The following is a 14,417-nucleotide window of genomic DNA, read 5'->3' as shown; positions in this document are numbered from 1 at the left end:
CATAGCGGACCCCGCGGGGTGCCCAGAACCGGATGGTCGATTCGGCCCTGTGGATACATCGAAGTGTGTATCCACAGGTTGGCCGGGCGAAGGAGGGAAGGGGCGGCCGAGGGTGATGAGATAGGGCAATGAAGCGTGCGGCACTTGGGGCGGTCCTGGCGTTCGCCATGGGCGCGGCGCTGATCGCTGGAGGTGCGCACTTCCAGCGAGGCTCCACGTGGCTGCTGTTCGTACCGCTGGCCTTCGTGTGTGCCGGGGTCGTGGTGCGGACGCGGGCGCCGATCTGGTCGCTGGCGCTCGGTCTCGTCGGGGTGGGGATCGACATCTTTGTCGGGCCTTCGCTGGGGACCGTGCTGGTATTCACCGACAATCTGTACTCGGCCGCGCTCTACGGGCCCGCACGCCTGGCGCGCTGGCTGCTGGGCATCACGGCGACCATCGCCATCACCGCCGGGCTGGGGGCGGGGTTCTTCGTCGACAACCTCTGGCAGCTGGTGGTGATCTCGATCCAGCTCGGGCTGCTGCTGGTCATCCCGGTGACGACGGCCATGGTGCTGCGGCAGCAGCGGGATCTGGCGGCGGCCGAGCGGGCCAGGGCCGAGGAGGTGGTGCGGCTGGTCGAACTGGATCGGCAGGCGGCGATCTCGGCCGAGCGCAACCGGATGGCGCGCGAGCTGCACGACATGATCGCCAACCATTTCAGCGCCATCGCGATCCAGTCCACGGCGGCGTTGTCGCGCCGGGATCTCGACGCGGAGACCATCCACACGATCATGGAGTCGGTCCGGGAGAACAGCGTGAAGGGCCTGGACGAGATGCGCACCATGATCGGGCTCCTCCGGCAGGAAGGCGAGGAGACCGAGGCGATGCGGTTGCGGCTGGCCGACGCGGAGAGCCTGGTCGAGCGGTCGCGGCAGGCGGGCATGGCGGCCGAGCTGGAGATCGTCGGGGAGCCTCGGGAGTTGCCCGCTTCGGTGGATCTGGCGGGGTACCGGATTCTTCAGGAAGCGCTGACGAACGCCCTCAAGCATGGCGATCCGCCGACTTCCGTGCGCCTTGTCTATCAGGCGAAGCACGTGGTGTTGACCGTCGACAATGCGGTCAACGGGCGGAAGGCGCGGCTGCCGGGGGCCGGGGCCGGGATGGTGGGGATGTCCGAGCGTGCCGCGCTGGTGGGCGGGGAGATCGAGGCGGGTCCGCGTGCCGACGGATGGCGCGTACAGGTGAGACTGCCCACGGCGGAGGAGGCTGGATGAGCAGCGGCATCAGGGTGCTGGTCGCCGACGATCACGCGGCGGTCCGGGCGGGGATCGTGCTGATCCTCGGCGGCACCGACGACATCGAGGTGGTCGGCCAGGCTGCCGACGGCGTGGAGGCCGTGGCGATGGCGCGGGAGTTGCGGCCGGACGTGGTGCTGATGGATGTTCGCATGCCGCGGATGGACGGGATCTCTGCGGCCCGCGAGCTGGCCGGGGTCAGTGACGTGCTGATCCTGACCACGTTCGATCTCGATGAGTATGTCTTCGGGGCGTTGCGGGCGGGCGCGGTGGGGTTTCTGCTGAAGAACACCGACGCCGACGCGCTGGTGGCCGCGGTGCGGCTGGTCGCGAGGGGTGACGGGCTGATCTCGCCGTCGGTGACGCGCAGGTTGATCTCCGCGTTCGCCCAGCAGCCGGAACGGCGGACGCCTCAGGAACTGGAGAACCTGACGCCACGCGAGCGGGAGGTGCTGGCCTGCGTGGCGCGCGGTCTGTCCAACGCCGAGATCGCCAAGGAGCTTGATATGGCAGAGGCGACCACGAAGACCCATGTCAGCCGGGTGCTCAGCAAGCTGGGGCTGCGCAGCCGCGTACAGGCGGCGATCTATTATTCGGAGGGCGCCTCATGATCATCTACGGATGGCCTTCAGGTTGACGACGGTCAGTTCCTTGCCGCCGCCCTTCTCCTCGGTCGTGCACGAGTTGTTCTCGCACTTCTGGACGCCCTCGGCGTCATCGTCCCAGGCGAGGAGGCCGGGCATCGTCCAGTAGCCGAGCTCCTCCTTGCCGAAGGAGACCAGTCGCTCGCTCCCGAGGTCGTAGGCCAGCGGCAGCTTCGAGCCGCCCACGGCGCTGACGACGTCGTCCAGCAGCCGTTCCCCGGCCATGTGCGGGTTCGCCTCAATCGGGAGAACCTTCCGCGAGTCGCCTTGGGGACCCTGCGAGAACGCGCCGCTGTCCCCTGTGCCGATGCACCTGTTCTCGTTGCAGATGACGCCCTTGTCTCCCTCCAGCAGGGAGATGTCCATGGAGTTGCCGGTCTCCAGGTTGACCAGCCGGGTCTGGTTGCGTTCGCCCTGTTTGCCGGGGCCGAAGGCGAATGCCCATGGCCAGGCGTTCAGGTGGAGGTCGTCGGTGCCCTGGATCTTCTCCGGTTCGCCGCCGGTCAGCGGGATCCGGTAGACGCCGCCCGCGCGTACCGACCAGACGACGTGGTCGGCTGTGACGCTCAGGACTTCGATCCGCGCCTGGTCGCCGGTCAGTTCCGTGAGCCGGCGGGGCTCACCGCCGGCCCGCGGCATGACCCAGATGTCGGCCCAGACGTCCTTGTTGTTGGGCGTTTCGCCGTACCAGACGATCTGCTGGTCGTTGGACGCCCATTCCTGGACGAAATATCCGCGCTTGGGTTCGGGCACCTCGCCCAGTTCGCGCGTGGTCTTGGTTGTCATGTCGTAGACGGCCACGCGGCCGGCCTTTTCGAATGACTTGTCCGCGACCAGCAGGATCTCCGTCGGGCTGATCGTGGCGACCGGGCGGTATTTCCACCCGTTGGACGCTACGCGCGGGACCTTGGCGATCGCCTCCGGCCAGGCGGCGGTGACGTGTTGGATCGGGTTCGCTGTGTTGGTCGTGGTGATCTGGGTCGCCGGTCCGGCCTGTCCGCCCCCGCTGGACAGGGCGAAAGCCGTACCCCCGACAAGGACGACGACCGCCGCGGCGGCCAGCGCCATCCGCGCCCACTGCCCCTTCTTGTGCCCGCGGCGGCGTGCCGCCACCGCTTCCGTCTGGCCGCCCGGTAGGGGCTTGGCCTGGTCGGCGGCCGCTCGCAGCGTCCGCACCAGGTCTTCTTCGCTTCTCATCGCGCCTCCTGAAGCACTCGCTTGATGCGGAGCTTGTCCAGGGCGCGGGCCGCCTGGCTGCGTACGGTCCCCCGCGAGACGCCCATGATCTCGGCGATCTCGGCGTCGGCGAGGTCCTCGTAGTAGCGCAACACGAGCACGGCTCGTTGCTTGCGCGGCAGCTCCTGGAGCTCGGCCCACAGGTCGGCGTCGCCGTACCTGTCAGACCTGCCCTCTTCCGGTACGTCGGCGACAAGGTCCTCCCTGTGCCGCCGACGCCAGGCGCTGATGTGCAGCCTGGTCATCGTCGTGCGAACGTACCCTTCGGGGTTCTGTTTGTTCTGCACGCGATGCCAGGCGTCACCCAGGCGCGCCAGTGCCTCCTGGACAAGATCCGCCGCGTCCTCCGAGTTTCCGGACAGCACATAGCCGTACCGGAGGAGGGCGTCCCCCCTCGCTCGGACGAACTCGTCGAAATCAGCTGTGTGGTCCACGTATCCAAGGAGCGGCGGGCCGGCGCTTCTGTTGCACGGTTATTCGGGGACGTACAGGAAGAGCACCTCGGCGGTGCAGGCGGGGCGGCGCTCGCCCTCGACCTCGATCGTGACGTTCAGCGTGGTGAGCTGGCCGGCGGGGCTGCCCTTGACCGCGGCTAGTTCGGCCGTGGCGCGCACGCGCGAGCCGACCGGGATGGGCTTGGGGAAGCGGACCTTGTTCAGACCGAAGTTGACCGCCATCGCGATGCTCTGGACCTCGACCAGTTCCTCCAGGAACGACGGCAGCAGCGACAGGCTGAGGTAGCCGTGGGCGATCGTGCCGCCGAACGGGCTCTGCTCGGCCCGCTCGACGTCGACGTGGATCCACTGGTGGTCGTCGGTGGCGTCGGCGAAGAGGTTGACCTGCTCCTGGGTGACGGTACGCCACTCGGTCGGGCCGAAGGTCTCGCCGGCGCTCGCCTTGAGCTCCTGAAGGTTCGCGAAGGTCCGCATGGGTCGGAACGCTATTGGGCGCCCGGCGCGGCTGCCAAGTTCAACCACTTGCTAGCCCCCGGGTGAGTACTTCCTTGCGTCGGGGGTGGTGTTGCGAAGATCTTTACTCGAAAGCATCGCGCAGGTGTTCGAGTGCGCGCTACAGTTCTGGGTATCGAATCGAACACGGGTTCGGCCAGGTGAGAGGGGGTGCCATGCTCGTCCAGACACGCCGTAGCTGTTTCTTCCCAAATCTACGACGACCGCTATACCCGGCAATAAAGTCCGAGAGCGTGGACCCCGTGCGCAATCCCTACGCCCCCGGTGCCGGACAGCGTCCCCCAGAGCTGGCCGGCCGTGATCGAGAGCTGCAGCAGTTCGAGGTGGTGCTGGAGCGAGTCGCCCGCGGCCGCCCCGAGCGCAGCATGGTCGTCACCGGCCTGCGCGGCGTGGGCAAGACCGTCCTGCTCAACACCTTCAAGTCCATGGCGATGCAGCGGCTGTGGGGCACCGGCAAGATCGAGGCCAGGCCCGACCAGTCGATCCGCCGCCCCGTCTCCGCCGCTCTGCACATGGCGATCCGCGAGCTGGCGCCGCGCCACCGCGCGCCCGAGCGCATCGAGGAGTTCCTCGGCGTGCTCAAGGCGTTCGCGATGCGCGACCCGGCCGCCGCCAAGGGCACCTCCCACTGGTCGCCCGGCATCGAGGTGCCGGCCAGCCGCGGGCGGGCCGACTCCGGTGACCTGGAGATCGACCTCACCGAGCTGTTCGTCGACGCGGCCAGTGTCGCCACCGACCTCGGCGTCGGCGTCGCGCTGTTCATCGACGAGATGCAGGATGTGCAGGCCGCCGACATCTCCGCCCTGTGCGCCGCCTGCCACGAGCTGTCGCAGACCGGCGGGCCGCTGATCGTGGTCGGCGCCGGGCTGCCGCACCTGCCGAGCGTCCTGTCGGCCAGCAAGAGCTACTCCGAGCGGCTCTTCCGCTATGCCCGCATCGACAAGCTCGACCGTGACGCCGCGGATATGGCGCTGATCCTCCCCGCCCGGGAGGAAGAGGTGGAGTTCACCCAGGACGCGCTCGACGCGCTCTACGAGGCGGCCGACGGTTATCCCTACTTCGTGCAGGCCTACGGCAAGGTGGCGTGGGACCTCGCGCCGTGCAGCCCGATCACCGCCGACGACGTCAAGGTCGCGGCGCCGGAGGCGGAGGAGGAGCTCGCGGTGGGCTTCTTCGGCAGCCGGTACGAGCGGGCCACGCCGGCCGAGCGCGACTACATGCACGCGATGGCCCAGATCGGCGACGAGCCGGTGGCCACCTCCGACGTGGCCGACGCCCTGGGCCGCAAGCCGTCCAGCCTGTCACCGGCCCGCGACAGTTTGATCAAGAAAGGTCTCATCTACAGCGCCGAACGTGGTCAGATCGCGTTCACAGTGCCGCATTTCGGGAGGTTCCTACGTGCACAACCGATCTAACCGGCACTCCTAGTCCTCTATTGGGTTGTCTAGTGGGGAAGCTAGACAACCCAATAGAGCCACATCATCATGCCGCCCTACCGCTTTATAGGACGGTCTAGCGTCAGGCCGAGACTGGCGTATATTCCGGCATGGAGTCCGTGCTGACCACTGCCATGCGCACGGCAGGCCGGCGTCCGCTGAGGTAGACGGCGAAGACCACGTCGTCGCCCTCCTGGTTCTGGAAGGCGAAGAAACGCCAGCAAAGCTCCCGCCAGCTGTCGTACGGCTCCGCCGCGACGAGCCCGTCGCGGTGAGCCCGCCAGGCGCCACTGGCGCGCAGCCGCGCGAGCGTGTGGCTCTCCTGCGGCGCCGGACGCTGCTCGCACGGCGCCCGATACCGGATCCGGTCGACCGCCTCCTCGATCTCGGGCGAGAGCACGGCCAGCACCGCCACCCCCGCGAGGAGGAACCACGACGGGTTCGCGAAGGCCACCCAGCCGGGCACCGGCGCCCATACCGACACCAGCGCCATCCCGGTCAGCACCAGCGTGCGCCCGATCGAGCGGCGGCCCACCGGCGCCGAACTGACCTCGCCGAAGCAGCCGCATCCCGCGTCGGGGCGGCGCCTGCGCAGTTCCATGAGCACGTAGGTGGACAGCGCGAAGAAGAGCACCGTTCCCCAGCGGAACAACGGGTGCGTGGTCAGCACCAGGCCGGTCGCCAGCACCAGCTCACCGACCGCGCAGCACACCAGTGCGGGGGCCTGCAGCTTGTCGGGGACCAGGACGGCGGGACCGAGGCGGCTGAGGGCGCCCGGTTCGCCGCCGGTGTACACCGTGGCGAGTTTGGCGACCGTACCCAAAACGAGGAGGACGATCAGCACCGGCAGCTGCGATTCGAGCATGTGCGGTCACCCCAATCCGATCTGGGCATTGAAGCAGCCCTTGGTCAGTTCGCCCCCCAGTTCCACGAAGGACGAGGGCGACAACTCGGTGATCCGCCCCCGCGGAGAGGTGCCGCACTCCACACACCGGTCACAGAAACGACCGGCCAGGCAGCCGCACGCCACGATCGGCACGTTCGCGCTGCGTGTCGTACACAGGTTCTTGACCTGCAACAACGATCCGATCGCCAGGTACGGCAGGCCGACGCAGGACACCGCCGAATCCGGGCACCCGGCGTCGGAACGCTCCAGCATGGGATAAGCCGCGCCCCGCTCGTCCTCGTCGAAGGCGTCGGCCCAGGTCGCGGTGCCCGAGATGCGCGGCTGCTGCCCGGCGTAGGCGGGCGGCGGCGACGGTACGGACCTGGCCGGATAGGCGGGCTGCGAGGTGGCGGGCAGCAGGGCGTGGCTCTCGCCCTGGTCCCTGATGCCGATGGCGTCGAAGAGGTAGCCGGGCTCGAACTGCGGATGCCGTACCCGCAACCGCCCGGTGGTGCGATACGGGATGACGATGGTGCGGCGGCCGCGATGGGAGCCGCAGTCGAGCTCGACGGACAGGTCCTTGCGGCCGTCGATGGAGACGATGGTGCCGGTCATCCGGGTCACATCACCCCAGATCCGTTCGACGACCCGGCCGTCGCGCAACGCGCGCAGCATGACCCTACCGCCCACGGGCAGATCGGCCGGCGCGACGTCGCCGCCCCGCCACGCCGTCGCCCACGGCGCGATGACCAGCCGCTCTTCCTCGCCGTCCACGGTCTCGATGATGATCAGATGCGGGCTGACGTCGAGGATCTCGCCGGCCACGGCGGTTAACGGCGCGCCGTCCCCGGGATCCGGGCCCGGCACGCCCGCCTCCCGGCCCAACGCGGCCGCGGCGAGCGCTCTGCGCCGCTCAACACTCGGAAACCCCACGCGCATAGCCTCACACGAGATCCGGTACGGCAGGCACCGGACACCCCAGATGAGAGCAAAATACGCAACCCCGGGGGAAGGTGTAGACACCCGGTGACGAACAAACTGCCACCGGCATGTCCCGACCTTTATGTTTGGTAGACCGAATCCTGAATTCCGGTTCAGCCCGAACAGGCCCTCACCCTGCGATTCTGGCCACGATGCAGACTGCCAGCCGGGAAGAGGAGTTCCGCGAGTACGTGACGTCTCGCGGTCCCGCCCTCCTGCGCACCGCTCACCAGCTCACCGGGCACGCCTGTGACGCCGAGGATCTGCTGCAGAGCGCGCTGGCCAAGACGTACCTGGCATGGGACCGCATCCAGGACCGCGGCTCGCTCGACGGTTACGTACGGCGGGCCATGGTCAACATCAACATCTCCCAGTGGCGGCGGCGGAAGCTGGAGGAGTACCCCTCCGACGAACTGCCGGAGACCTCCTCCGAGACCGAGGCCTGCGGCGAGGTCCATGTGCGACTCGAACAGGCGCTTGACCAACTGCCCGCGCGGATGCGGGAGGCGATCGTGCTGCGGTACTACGAGGACATGAGCGAGCCGGACATCGCCAGAGCGCTCGGGATCAGCGTGGGGACGGTCAAGAGCACCGTCTCACGGGCGATGGCCAAGCTCAGGCTGGAGTTGTGCATTCCCGCTCAGCCGCCGCCCCAGCCGTAGCGCCGGGCCGTACGACATCGCGCATTTTGCGCAGTGCGGAGAGAAAGGTCGCGCGCTCGTCGTCGTCGAGGAGCGTGGTGTAGCAGTCGTCGATGTCGGCGAGGTGGCGCGGCAGCACGTCGCTCAGCCGCTCACGTCCCGCGTCGGTCAGCACCGCGTAGGAGGCCCGGCGATCGGTCGGGCACGCCATCCGCGCGACCAGGCTCTCACGCTCCAGCCGGTCCACCACGCGGGTGACCCCGCTCGTGGACAAACCGGTCTGTGCCGCCAGATCGGTCATCCGCAGGCGCTGCTCGGGTGACCGCGACAGCCTGATCAGCGTCTCGAAGTCGATCCAGGACAGCCCAGCCGCCTGGAAGACCGGGTTCATCCGTGCGGACAGGCCGGCATGGACCTCGGCGATCAGGCCCATGGCCGTAAGGCGGGGGTCGTCAAAGGGGCTCACGCTCATACTGTATCTGACGATAGTTGACGCGAGGAATATTCCTCGTGTAGACATTTGTTGGCGCAAGCATCTGTCCGAACCGACTTCGCTCTGACTTCAAGGAGACCCCGATGAGCACTCGTACCTGGGACGGCCTGGACATCCCCACCGCCGGCACCTACAAGCTCGACGCCGCCCACACCAACGTCGGCTTCACGGCCAAGCACATGATGGTCAGCAAGGTACGCGGCCAGTTCGCCGACTTCGACGGCTCGGTCACGATCGCGGAGAACCCGCTCGATTCCACGGCCGAGATCACCATCAAGACCGCCAGCATCACCACCGGCCAGCCCGACCGCGACGGCCACCTGCGCAGCGAGGACTTCCTGTCGGCCGAGAAGTTCCCCGAGCTCACCTTCCGGACCACGCGCGTGACCGGGCACTCCGGCGAGGAGTTCACCGTCGTCGGCGACCTGACGATCCGCGACGTGACCCAGGAGATCGAGCTCAAGGTCGAGTACAACGGCGCCGGCACCAACCCGTGGGGCCAGCAGGTGTGGGCCTTCAGCATCAGCGCCGAGTTCGACCGCGAGACCTTCGGCCTGACCTGGAACCAGGCCCTGGAGACCGGCGGCGTACTGGTGGGTAAGAAGGTCAAGATCGAGATCGAGGGCGAGGCCAATCCTGCCTGAGCCCATGCGCCTGGCGACCCTGTCCACAGGTGTGGACAGGGTTATCCACAGGCGGTGGACAACATGCGTTGCGTAACCGCTTTGCTGCCTCGCCAGAAGGCCGGTACGCTGTCGGAAGCCACGTGGCTACCGGGAGGCTTCGCCTAGTCAGGTCTATGGCGCCGCACTGCTAATGCGGTTTGGGTTTACCGCCCATCCGGGGTTCAAATCCCCGAGCCTCCGCACGGCATGGTCTTGCCCCTCATGCGCGCTTCGCGCGTGGGGGGCAAGGCTGTTTCTCCAGTCGAGCTGAAGCTCGACCCCTGAAGGACCTCCCTCCGGTCGGACGCCCCCTCTGGCCCGCCCGTTGCCCAGCTAAGTGGTTGGGCAGTTGGATCCACCCTGGTCAAAGGTGCTCCGCTTCGCTCCGCGCGTCCTTTCTTGAGCTTGCGCGTGGTCATGCCTCGTCATTCCTATGTGTGAGGTTCGATGGCTACCTCGCTCCCGGCAACGTCCCTTCTTACCGCTCGGGAGCTGGCGGGTCCTGAGGCGATACCGCCTACACGACGCAGTACGCGACTGTCGCGTCGTCGTATGCCTTGCCACGTGGCCAGCGGTTGCCTTCAGGGTCGGAGCGTTCGGTGTCGCGGACCTGCTGGAGCAGGGCTTGGGGGCCTTGCTCGGCGAGGAGGTCGAGGGTCTGGCGCCAGGTGGTGATGGCGAAGCGGTCGACCGGGCGGGAGGCGCCGTCGCTGAGGAGCGCCGCCGCGTGGACCTTGTCGGTCGGCAGGCTTCCGGTGAGGGCTTGGCCTGCGGCGTGCGGATCGGCGGCCGCTACCCAGAAGCCGCCGTCGCGATTGCGATAGGAGCGCAGGGTCTCCACGTAGCGGCGGTGGGCCTGGGTGTGCTCCGGGGTGCCAGATGGAAGAGCGTCCATCTCGGCCCGATGCGAGGCGCCGATCTGGGCTTCGCGGTCGTCGCAGATGACCATGGGCTCCCCCACGTCCAGGACAAGCACGGAGTCGGCAAGGACCAGCCATTCCACGGCGTCAGCCGTACGCCGGAGCATGACCACGGTCGCGGACGGAGAGCCTGGATGGGACAGATCGCAGATGCCGTCATGCAGGGAGGCGACCGACTTGATCCCTTCGGCCAGCAGGCCGGCCAAGGCGTCACCGCTCTGAGTCATCGAGGTGAGCAGCGTGGAGCCAAGGGTTCGGGAGTACCAGGCCACGCCGTGCGAACAGCCAGAGTCCGAGCCCGCTGGTGTGCCGGCGCCATCGAGCAGGACAACGGCGTCAGGGGTCGCGGCGACGAAGTCCTCGTTCGGACGGCCGGGGGCGGCTTCGGTGGCGAAGGTGACCCGCACGGGCTATGCCTCCTCATGTAGGTAGAGCGGACTGGCCAGCTCCGCCTTTACGGCTTCCCCAGTGTCGGGGTCGTATTCGGCTCTGATCACCGTGGAGAAGGATTTGTCGGCTACTTGGCCCCACAGGGTGGCGATCTCGGTCTGGAGGAGCTGGACCACGCCGAGCGTCCCCTGTGGGTGGATGCCGGTGAGGACGAGCAGGCTCCCCTTGCCGTCCGGACGCGGGAGCCGTCCGAGGTAGGCGTAATCGACCGGCTGTGCGGGGTCGCTGTCCGAGCCCGACCGATAGGTCTTTCCGGTACGGCTGTCGCGGAGCGTCCACACGTCGTCTTTGACCCATTCGAAGACCGGGTCGGACTCGTACAGGGTCGCCATGACCGGCGAGGGCCTCGGGCCGCAGATGACGATGAGGTTGGGCCGGTTGAGGTTGATCGCTCCGCCGAGCGGAATGTGTTCAAGGTCCGTCGAGAGATCGAAGCCGCGGGCCAGGTCCTCCAGGCGCTTGGCCGCGGTGACGTCTTCCATCGCGACGACTGGCCGGGCGTTGGTCGCCTCTTGCTTGAGCGGAGTTGCCAGGGTGAGGGTCCCCGTACCCAGGAACGCGCCCTCCGGAGCCGGGCCGGTGTGGCGGATCTGGTGGATACGGCCACGCGTGAGGCCGGCTTCTTTGGCGATCTGGGCATACGAGAGCCCTTGGGCGTGAAGCTCCTGGATCACTCGGCGCCGCAGCCGGGACAGCTCGGTGACCTCCTGCTGAGCGGCGTTCAGGCGCTCGGTGGCGACTCTGAGCAGCTGGTACGGGTCTTCGATCGCGGCGATACGCTCAACGTCGTTGGATGGCACGGCTCCCCCACTACTTGCTTGCCGCGAGTCTAGGCCCCTAGACGAAATGACGTCTATCCCCCTTGACAGTACGATGCGTACCGCTTCGCCGGTGATAGAGCTAACTGCGCGGATAGCCGACCGGCGATTGGGGACGCCGCGCGGGCTCATCGGACCAGGCCGAGGGTGAGCGCAGACCAGATCTTCTGGGTCTCCGCCGAGGGTCCGCGGTGGGTCTCGGCGATGATGACGCGCTTCGCGGTCCGCGACGTGCGCCGGATGAAGGTCTGGCCGCCGGCTGCGCACAGCTCGAAGTAGACGGGGCGGCAGTCGCAGGTCCACGCGATTACTCGGCATCGCTCATCGTCGCGTGGCGGTAGCCAGGTGAGGCGGATGGCGTCTGCGCGCGGCTGGCACGGGTATGGCGAGAGGCAGGAGGTCAGGTCCACGGCATCTCCCGACCGGCGATCAGGGTTGCCCAGACAGTGCGGCCGTTCTCGTCACCCCAGATGCCCCAGTCGGCCGACAGTTCGGAGACCAGGAACAGGCCCCGGCCGCCTTCCCCTTCGAGGCTTGGGCGGAAGCATTTCGGCGTGCTGAGGCCGCCTTCGTCCACGACGGCGAGCCAGGCCCGTTTGGGTTGTGCTTGGACGGTGACGATGAAGCGTCCGCCGAACCGGCCGCTGGCGGTGTGGTGGATGGCATTGGTGGCCAGTTCGCTCACGATGAGTTCGGCGGTCTGGGCCATGGGCGAGCGGCCGAGCAGGGCCGTGACGAAGCGACGAGCTTCGGTGACCGATGGGGCCGAGCCTAGGAAGTGACGGGAGAAGGGCGGCATGGACAACTCCAGTGTCTAGGGGTCTATACATCCATGCCATCAGCGTATGAGTGTTCTTCACCATCACTCAAGGTATTCGACGTATAAATGCGCCACTATTCGAATCGAGAGACCAGCTCACGGAAGTCGGCCGCGATGGAGCCGAGCAGCTCCCGCAGCGCATCGCCGTACACAGCGACGGCGGCGAAGGACTCGAAGGTCTCCACGTGAGCCGCCAGTTCCTCTGGTTCGCTCATCGTGAGATCACCGGTCAGGCTCTCCACCACGCTCAACGAGCCGTCATAGATCGTGAACCCATGAAGTGGGAGCCCTGGAGTCGGTAGAGACCACGGCACGATCCCGAGATGCACGTTAGGCAGCGTGGCCACCTGCGCGAGACGATCGAGCTGGGCCAGCATCAACGACGGAGTCCCCGGCCACGTGCGGACAGCACCCTCCGTCAGCACGAAGGAGAAGTCACGCCCTGGCTCGAAGATGACCGCTTGAGTCTCCACCCGTACGGCCGCAGCCTTGGCCGCATCCGTCTCATCCACGTCACTGCCGAACGCCAGGCAGAGCCTGGCGTACTCGCCCGTTTGCAGGAGAGCCGGGATCATGCCCGCCTGGAACGACACCACGCGGCGGGCTGCTCGAATCCGGGCCATGTTCGCCGACTCCCGGCCAGCCAACCCACCCTTCAACCGAGAGACCTCATCACGCAGCCTCAGAACAAGCGCGTCCAACTCGGCACGCAAGGCATCGTCCAGGCGGAGCGCCTCAACCAGCCGATCAACGGTCTCCGGAGTCGGGAGAAGCTGCCCAGTCTCGATCCTCGAAATCGTCGGCTGAGCAATCTGAGCCCGAAGCGCAAGATCCTTACCGGTCAGCCCAGCGTCCTTGCGCCGACGACGCACGAACTCCCCAAGCGCCCGAAGCCGATCCCGACGATCCTCCACACCCAGCGTTCTATCACCCGACTACGCAGACCACTGCCGAATCCTTCTTATATGGATCAAGGACGGCGCTCCGCGCCGCCACGCGGCCCGAGTGGCAGCCCGCACGCTGCGCGTGCGGCCTGGGGGCCGTTCTCACGCGCGGCCTGCCACTCGGGCTACGGTTGCTTTCGAGGCAGTGACAGGCTCTAGTGTATCGACTATGGAGTTACTCTCTCGATTCGGAGTCCCCAGCGATCTCTCGACTAGACAAGGGCTTGAAAGGCTGATTAGCGAACACATTACCGAGACTCGCCACCTTGACTTCAAACGCCAACTGGGGAGCCCGGAAGATCTCGCAGATGACTTAGTAGCCATGGTCAACAGCGGTGGTGGGATTCTTGTCGTCGGCGTAGGCACGGATCGGCATGACCGCGCCTCGTCGCTCTACCCTCAAGCCCTGCGGACACTTGAACAGCAAGTTGTCCAAGCTGCGCGTGAAGGTGTTGATGAGCCTATCCGGGTCGATCCAATACAGATCCCAAGCGAGAGTGATCCATCCTCAGGCTATCTAGTTATTGCAATACCGCCAAGCGATAGGATTCCTCACATAAGCTCCAAGCGTGGGCGCATTCTTCACCGCGTTGGCACGCACAACAAACCCATGACCCGAAGGGAAGTAGGTGCGTCTTTCTGTGCAAGCGGAGCATCATTTGCTCGTGAATTTGGATTGATGACAGCTAGTGATCCCGCACTCATAGTGGGGTTCGTCAATCGAGAATACAATAGCCAGAATGGGTGGATCCGAGTCAAGAATAGCGGTGGATCCACAGCCTTCAATATTACGATCTCCACCACAGCGAGCCCGCTGATGTACAAGGCGCCTCGCAGCCCAGAAGACTCTCCCTTCGGAGACACCAACACCAGTACACCGCCATATCTGCCAATAGCTGCGCTACCTCCCGGAGCGGAGGTTTGCTTCTACGTGATGCGTGAATGGGGGTGTTCAGATCAGGACCTGTTGACTTTTACCTGGGAAGACCAGGCCAACGAGATCCGCCAAGCTCAGCAATCCGTCACATGGGAGTCATAGCAGGATTCTTGGGAAGTTTGCCATCGCGCTCACGTGGTCTACAGATCGGAGGGCGTTAAGCATCAGACTGGCTGTCCAAAGAGAATTCACGTCTAAATTAGCGTGGATTATGTTTTCCTCATCGGTCCAGCCTTTGTGGCATTTACTCGTCGCCAGGCATCCAGAGGGATCGCTCTCCGAGCGGCTTAACGTTTTTGAC

The 14,417-nt window shown here is 66.5% G+C and carries 17 protein-coding genes and 1 tRNA gene; 7 read left to right on the top strand and 11 right to left on the bottom strand.

Annotation, left to right across the window (positions count from 1 at the left end):
* Window positions 1-128: 128 nt before the first annotated feature.
* Together ACFWYW_RS48595 and ACFWYW_RS48590 are read left to right on the top strand one after the other, a co-directional pair.
* Complete coding sequence (locus tag ACFWYW_RS48595; RefSeq protein WP_379615497.1) at window positions 129-1,256, top strand: sensor histidine kinase; 1,128 nt, start codon at window positions 129-131, stop codon at window positions 1,254-1,256.
* Window positions 1,253-1,888 (top strand): response regulator, encoded by a 636-nt coding sequence (locus ACFWYW_RS48590; RefSeq protein WP_379615499.1) that lies wholly within the window; start codon window positions 1,253-1,255, stop codon window positions 1,886-1,888. Before ACFWYW_RS48595 ends, ACFWYW_RS48590 begins: the two co-directional genes overlap by 4 nt.
* On the opposite strand, the gene ACFWYW_RS48585 is transcribed toward ACFWYW_RS48590, so the two are convergent.
* Genes ACFWYW_RS48585 through ACFWYW_RS48575 form a run of 3 tightly spaced genes read right to left on the bottom strand, consistent with a single transcriptional unit; the run spans window position 1,889 to window position 4,086 of the window.
* Window positions 1,889-3,118: a hypothetical protein gene (locus ACFWYW_RS48585; RefSeq protein WP_379615501.1), complete on the bottom strand. Its 1,230-nt coding sequence runs from the start codon at window positions 3,116-3,118 to the stop codon at window positions 1,889-1,891. It abuts the gene before it with no gap.
* On the bottom strand, window positions 3,115-3,591 hold the full coding sequence (locus ACFWYW_RS48580) for a SigE family RNA polymerase sigma factor (RefSeq protein WP_184958952.1): 477 nt from the start codon (window positions 3,589-3,591) through the stop codon (window positions 3,115-3,117). The genes ACFWYW_RS48585 and ACFWYW_RS48580 overlap by 4 nt, the downstream gene beginning before the upstream one ends.
* Window positions 3,592-3,630: 39 nt before the next feature.
* Window positions 3,631-4,086 carry a MaoC family dehydratase gene (locus ACFWYW_RS48575; RefSeq protein ID WP_184958953.1) on the bottom strand — a complete coding sequence of 152 codons (456 nt, stop codon included), beginning with the start codon at window positions 4,084-4,086 and terminating at the stop codon, window positions 3,631-3,633.
* A gap of 272 nt (window positions 4,087-4,358) precedes the next feature.
* Between ACFWYW_RS48575 and ACFWYW_RS48570 the strand changes: the two genes are divergently transcribed.
* The gene (locus ACFWYW_RS48570; protein ID WP_379615504.1) at window positions 4,359-5,540 is read left to right on the top strand and encodes an AAA family ATPase; all 1,182 of its coding nucleotides are present in this window, start codon (window positions 4,359-4,361) and stop codon (window positions 5,538-5,540) included.
* A 103-nt stretch (window positions 5,541-5,643) separates the two neighbouring features.
* On the opposite strand, the gene ACFWYW_RS48565 is transcribed toward ACFWYW_RS48570, so the two are convergent.
* Both ACFWYW_RS48565 and ACFWYW_RS48560 read right to left on the bottom strand, forming a co-directional pair.
* Entirely contained in the window at window positions 5,644-6,426 is a 783-nt protein-coding gene (locus tag ACFWYW_RS48565; protein ID WP_379615506.1) for a MauE/DoxX family redox-associated membrane protein, read from the bottom strand.
* 6 nt (window positions 6,427-6,432) lie between these two features.
* On the bottom strand, window positions 6,433-7,386 hold the full coding sequence (locus tag ACFWYW_RS48560) for a hypothetical protein (protein WP_379641307.1): 954 nt from the start codon (window positions 7,384-7,386) through the stop codon (window positions 6,433-6,435).
* Between the two features lie 194 nt (window positions 7,387-7,580).
* Here ACFWYW_RS48560 and ACFWYW_RS48555 point away from each other — a divergent pair, with 194 nt between their 5' ends.
* A complete protein-coding gene (locus ACFWYW_RS48555; RefSeq protein WP_379615510.1) occupies window positions 7,581-8,090 on the top strand; it encodes a SigE family RNA polymerase sigma factor in 510 nt (169 codons plus the stop codon).
* Here ACFWYW_RS48555 and ACFWYW_RS48550 read toward each other — a convergent pair.
* Complete coding sequence (locus ACFWYW_RS48550) at window positions 8,044-8,541, bottom strand: MarR family winged helix-turn-helix transcriptional regulator (protein ID WP_379615512.1); 498 nt, start codon at window positions 8,539-8,541, stop codon at window positions 8,044-8,046. The genes ACFWYW_RS48555 and ACFWYW_RS48550 overlap by 47 nt on opposite strands.
* Window positions 8,542-8,645: 104 nt before the next feature.
* On the opposite strand from ACFWYW_RS48550, the gene ACFWYW_RS48545 reads away from it, so the two are divergent.
* Together ACFWYW_RS48545 and ACFWYW_RS48540 are read left to right on the top strand one after the other, a co-directional pair.
* A complete protein-coding gene (locus ACFWYW_RS48545; protein WP_379615514.1) occupies window positions 8,646-9,206 on the top strand; it encodes a YceI family protein in 561 nt (186 codons plus the stop codon).
* Between the two features lie 132 nt (window positions 9,207-9,338).
* Window positions 9,339-9,428: transfer RNA gene (locus tag ACFWYW_RS48540), tRNA-Ser, on the top strand.
* 316 nt (window positions 9,429-9,744) lie between these two features.
* On the opposite strand, the gene ACFWYW_RS48535 is transcribed toward ACFWYW_RS48540, so the two are convergent.
* The 5 genes from ACFWYW_RS48535 to ACFWYW_RS48515 form a co-directional block, all read right to left on the bottom strand.
* Window positions 9,745-10,554 carry a protein phosphatase 2C domain-containing protein gene (locus ACFWYW_RS48535; RefSeq protein ID WP_379615516.1) on the bottom strand — a complete coding sequence of 270 codons (810 nt, stop codon included), beginning with the start codon at window positions 10,552-10,554 and terminating at the stop codon, window positions 9,745-9,747.
* 3 nt (window positions 10,555-10,557) lie between these two features.
* Window positions 10,558-11,397, bottom strand: a complete 840-nt coding sequence (locus ACFWYW_RS48530) for a sigma factor-like helix-turn-helix DNA-binding protein (protein ID WP_379615518.1) — start codon at window positions 11,395-11,397, stop codon at window positions 10,558-10,560.
* Between the two features lie 146 nt (window positions 11,398-11,543).
* Window positions 11,544-11,825, bottom strand: a complete 282-nt coding sequence (locus ACFWYW_RS48525; RefSeq protein WP_379615520.1) for a hypothetical protein — start codon at window positions 11,823-11,825, stop codon at window positions 11,544-11,546.
* Window positions 11,816-12,214, bottom strand: coding sequence for an ATP-binding protein (locus tag ACFWYW_RS48520; protein WP_379615522.1), 399 nt, complete (start codon window positions 12,212-12,214; stop codon window positions 11,816-11,818). Before ACFWYW_RS48520 ends, ACFWYW_RS48525 begins: the two co-directional genes overlap by 10 nt.
* Window positions 12,215-12,309: 95 nt before the next feature.
* Window positions 12,310-13,149 carry a helix-turn-helix domain-containing protein gene (locus ACFWYW_RS48515; RefSeq protein WP_379615524.1) on the bottom strand — a complete coding sequence of 280 codons (840 nt, stop codon included), beginning with the start codon at window positions 13,147-13,149 and terminating at the stop codon, window positions 12,310-12,312.
* 199 nt (window positions 13,150-13,348) lie between these two features.
* Here ACFWYW_RS48515 and ACFWYW_RS48510 point away from each other — a divergent pair, with 199 nt between their 5' ends.
* A complete protein-coding gene (locus tag ACFWYW_RS48510; RefSeq protein ID WP_379615526.1) occupies window positions 13,349-14,218 on the top strand; it encodes a helix-turn-helix domain-containing protein in 870 nt (289 codons plus the stop codon).
* Window positions 14,219-14,417 lie beyond the last annotated feature (199 nt).

The sequence above is a fragment of the Nonomuraea sp. NPDC059023 genome (genome assembly GCF_042740095.1).
Taxonomy (GTDB): domain Bacteria; phylum Actinomycetota; class Actinomycetes; order Streptosporangiales; family Streptosporangiaceae; genus Nonomuraea.
This window is presented reverse-complemented; position numbering and strand designations above follow the sequence as displayed.

Coding starts and splice junctions, on each gene's coding strand:
- ACFWYW_RS48595 (WP_379615497.1), top strand. CDS start 129: ATGAAGCGTGCGGCACTTGGGGCGGTCCTGGCGTTCGCCATGGGCGCG.
- ACFWYW_RS48590 (WP_379615499.1), top strand. CDS start 1,253: ATGAGCAGCGGCATCAGGGTGCTGGTCGCCGACGATCACGCGGCGGTC.
- ACFWYW_RS48585 (WP_379615501.1), bottom strand. CDS start 3,118: ATGAGAAGCGAAGAAGACCTGGTGCGGACGCTGCGAGCGGCCGCCGAC.
- ACFWYW_RS48575 (WP_184958953.1), bottom strand. CDS start 4,086: ATGCGGACCTTCGCGAACCTTCAGGAGCTCAAGGCGAGCGCCGGCGAG.
- ACFWYW_RS48565 (WP_379615506.1), bottom strand. CDS start 6,426: ATGCTCGAATCGCAGCTGCCGGTGCTGATCGTCCTCCTCGTTTTGGGT.
- ACFWYW_RS48560 (WP_379641307.1), bottom strand. CDS start 7,386: ATGCGCGTGGGGTTTCCGAGTGTTGAGCGGCGCAGAGCGCTCGCCGCG.
- ACFWYW_RS48555 (WP_379615510.1), top strand. CDS start 7,581: ATGCAGACTGCCAGCCGGGAAGAGGAGTTCCGCGAGTACGTGACGTCT.
- ACFWYW_RS48550 (WP_379615512.1), bottom strand. CDS start 8,541: ATGAGCGTGAGCCCCTTTGACGACCCCCGCCTTACGGCCATGGGCCTG.
- ACFWYW_RS48545 (WP_379615514.1), top strand. CDS start 8,646: ATGAGCACTCGTACCTGGGACGGCCTGGACATCCCCACCGCCGGCACC.
- ACFWYW_RS48520 (WP_379615522.1), bottom strand. CDS start 12,214: ATGCCGCCCTTCTCCCGTCACTTCCTAGGCTCGGCCCCATCGGTCACC.
- ACFWYW_RS48510 (WP_379615526.1), top strand. CDS start 13,349: ATGGAGTTACTCTCTCGATTCGGAGTCCCCAGCGATCTCTCGACTAGA.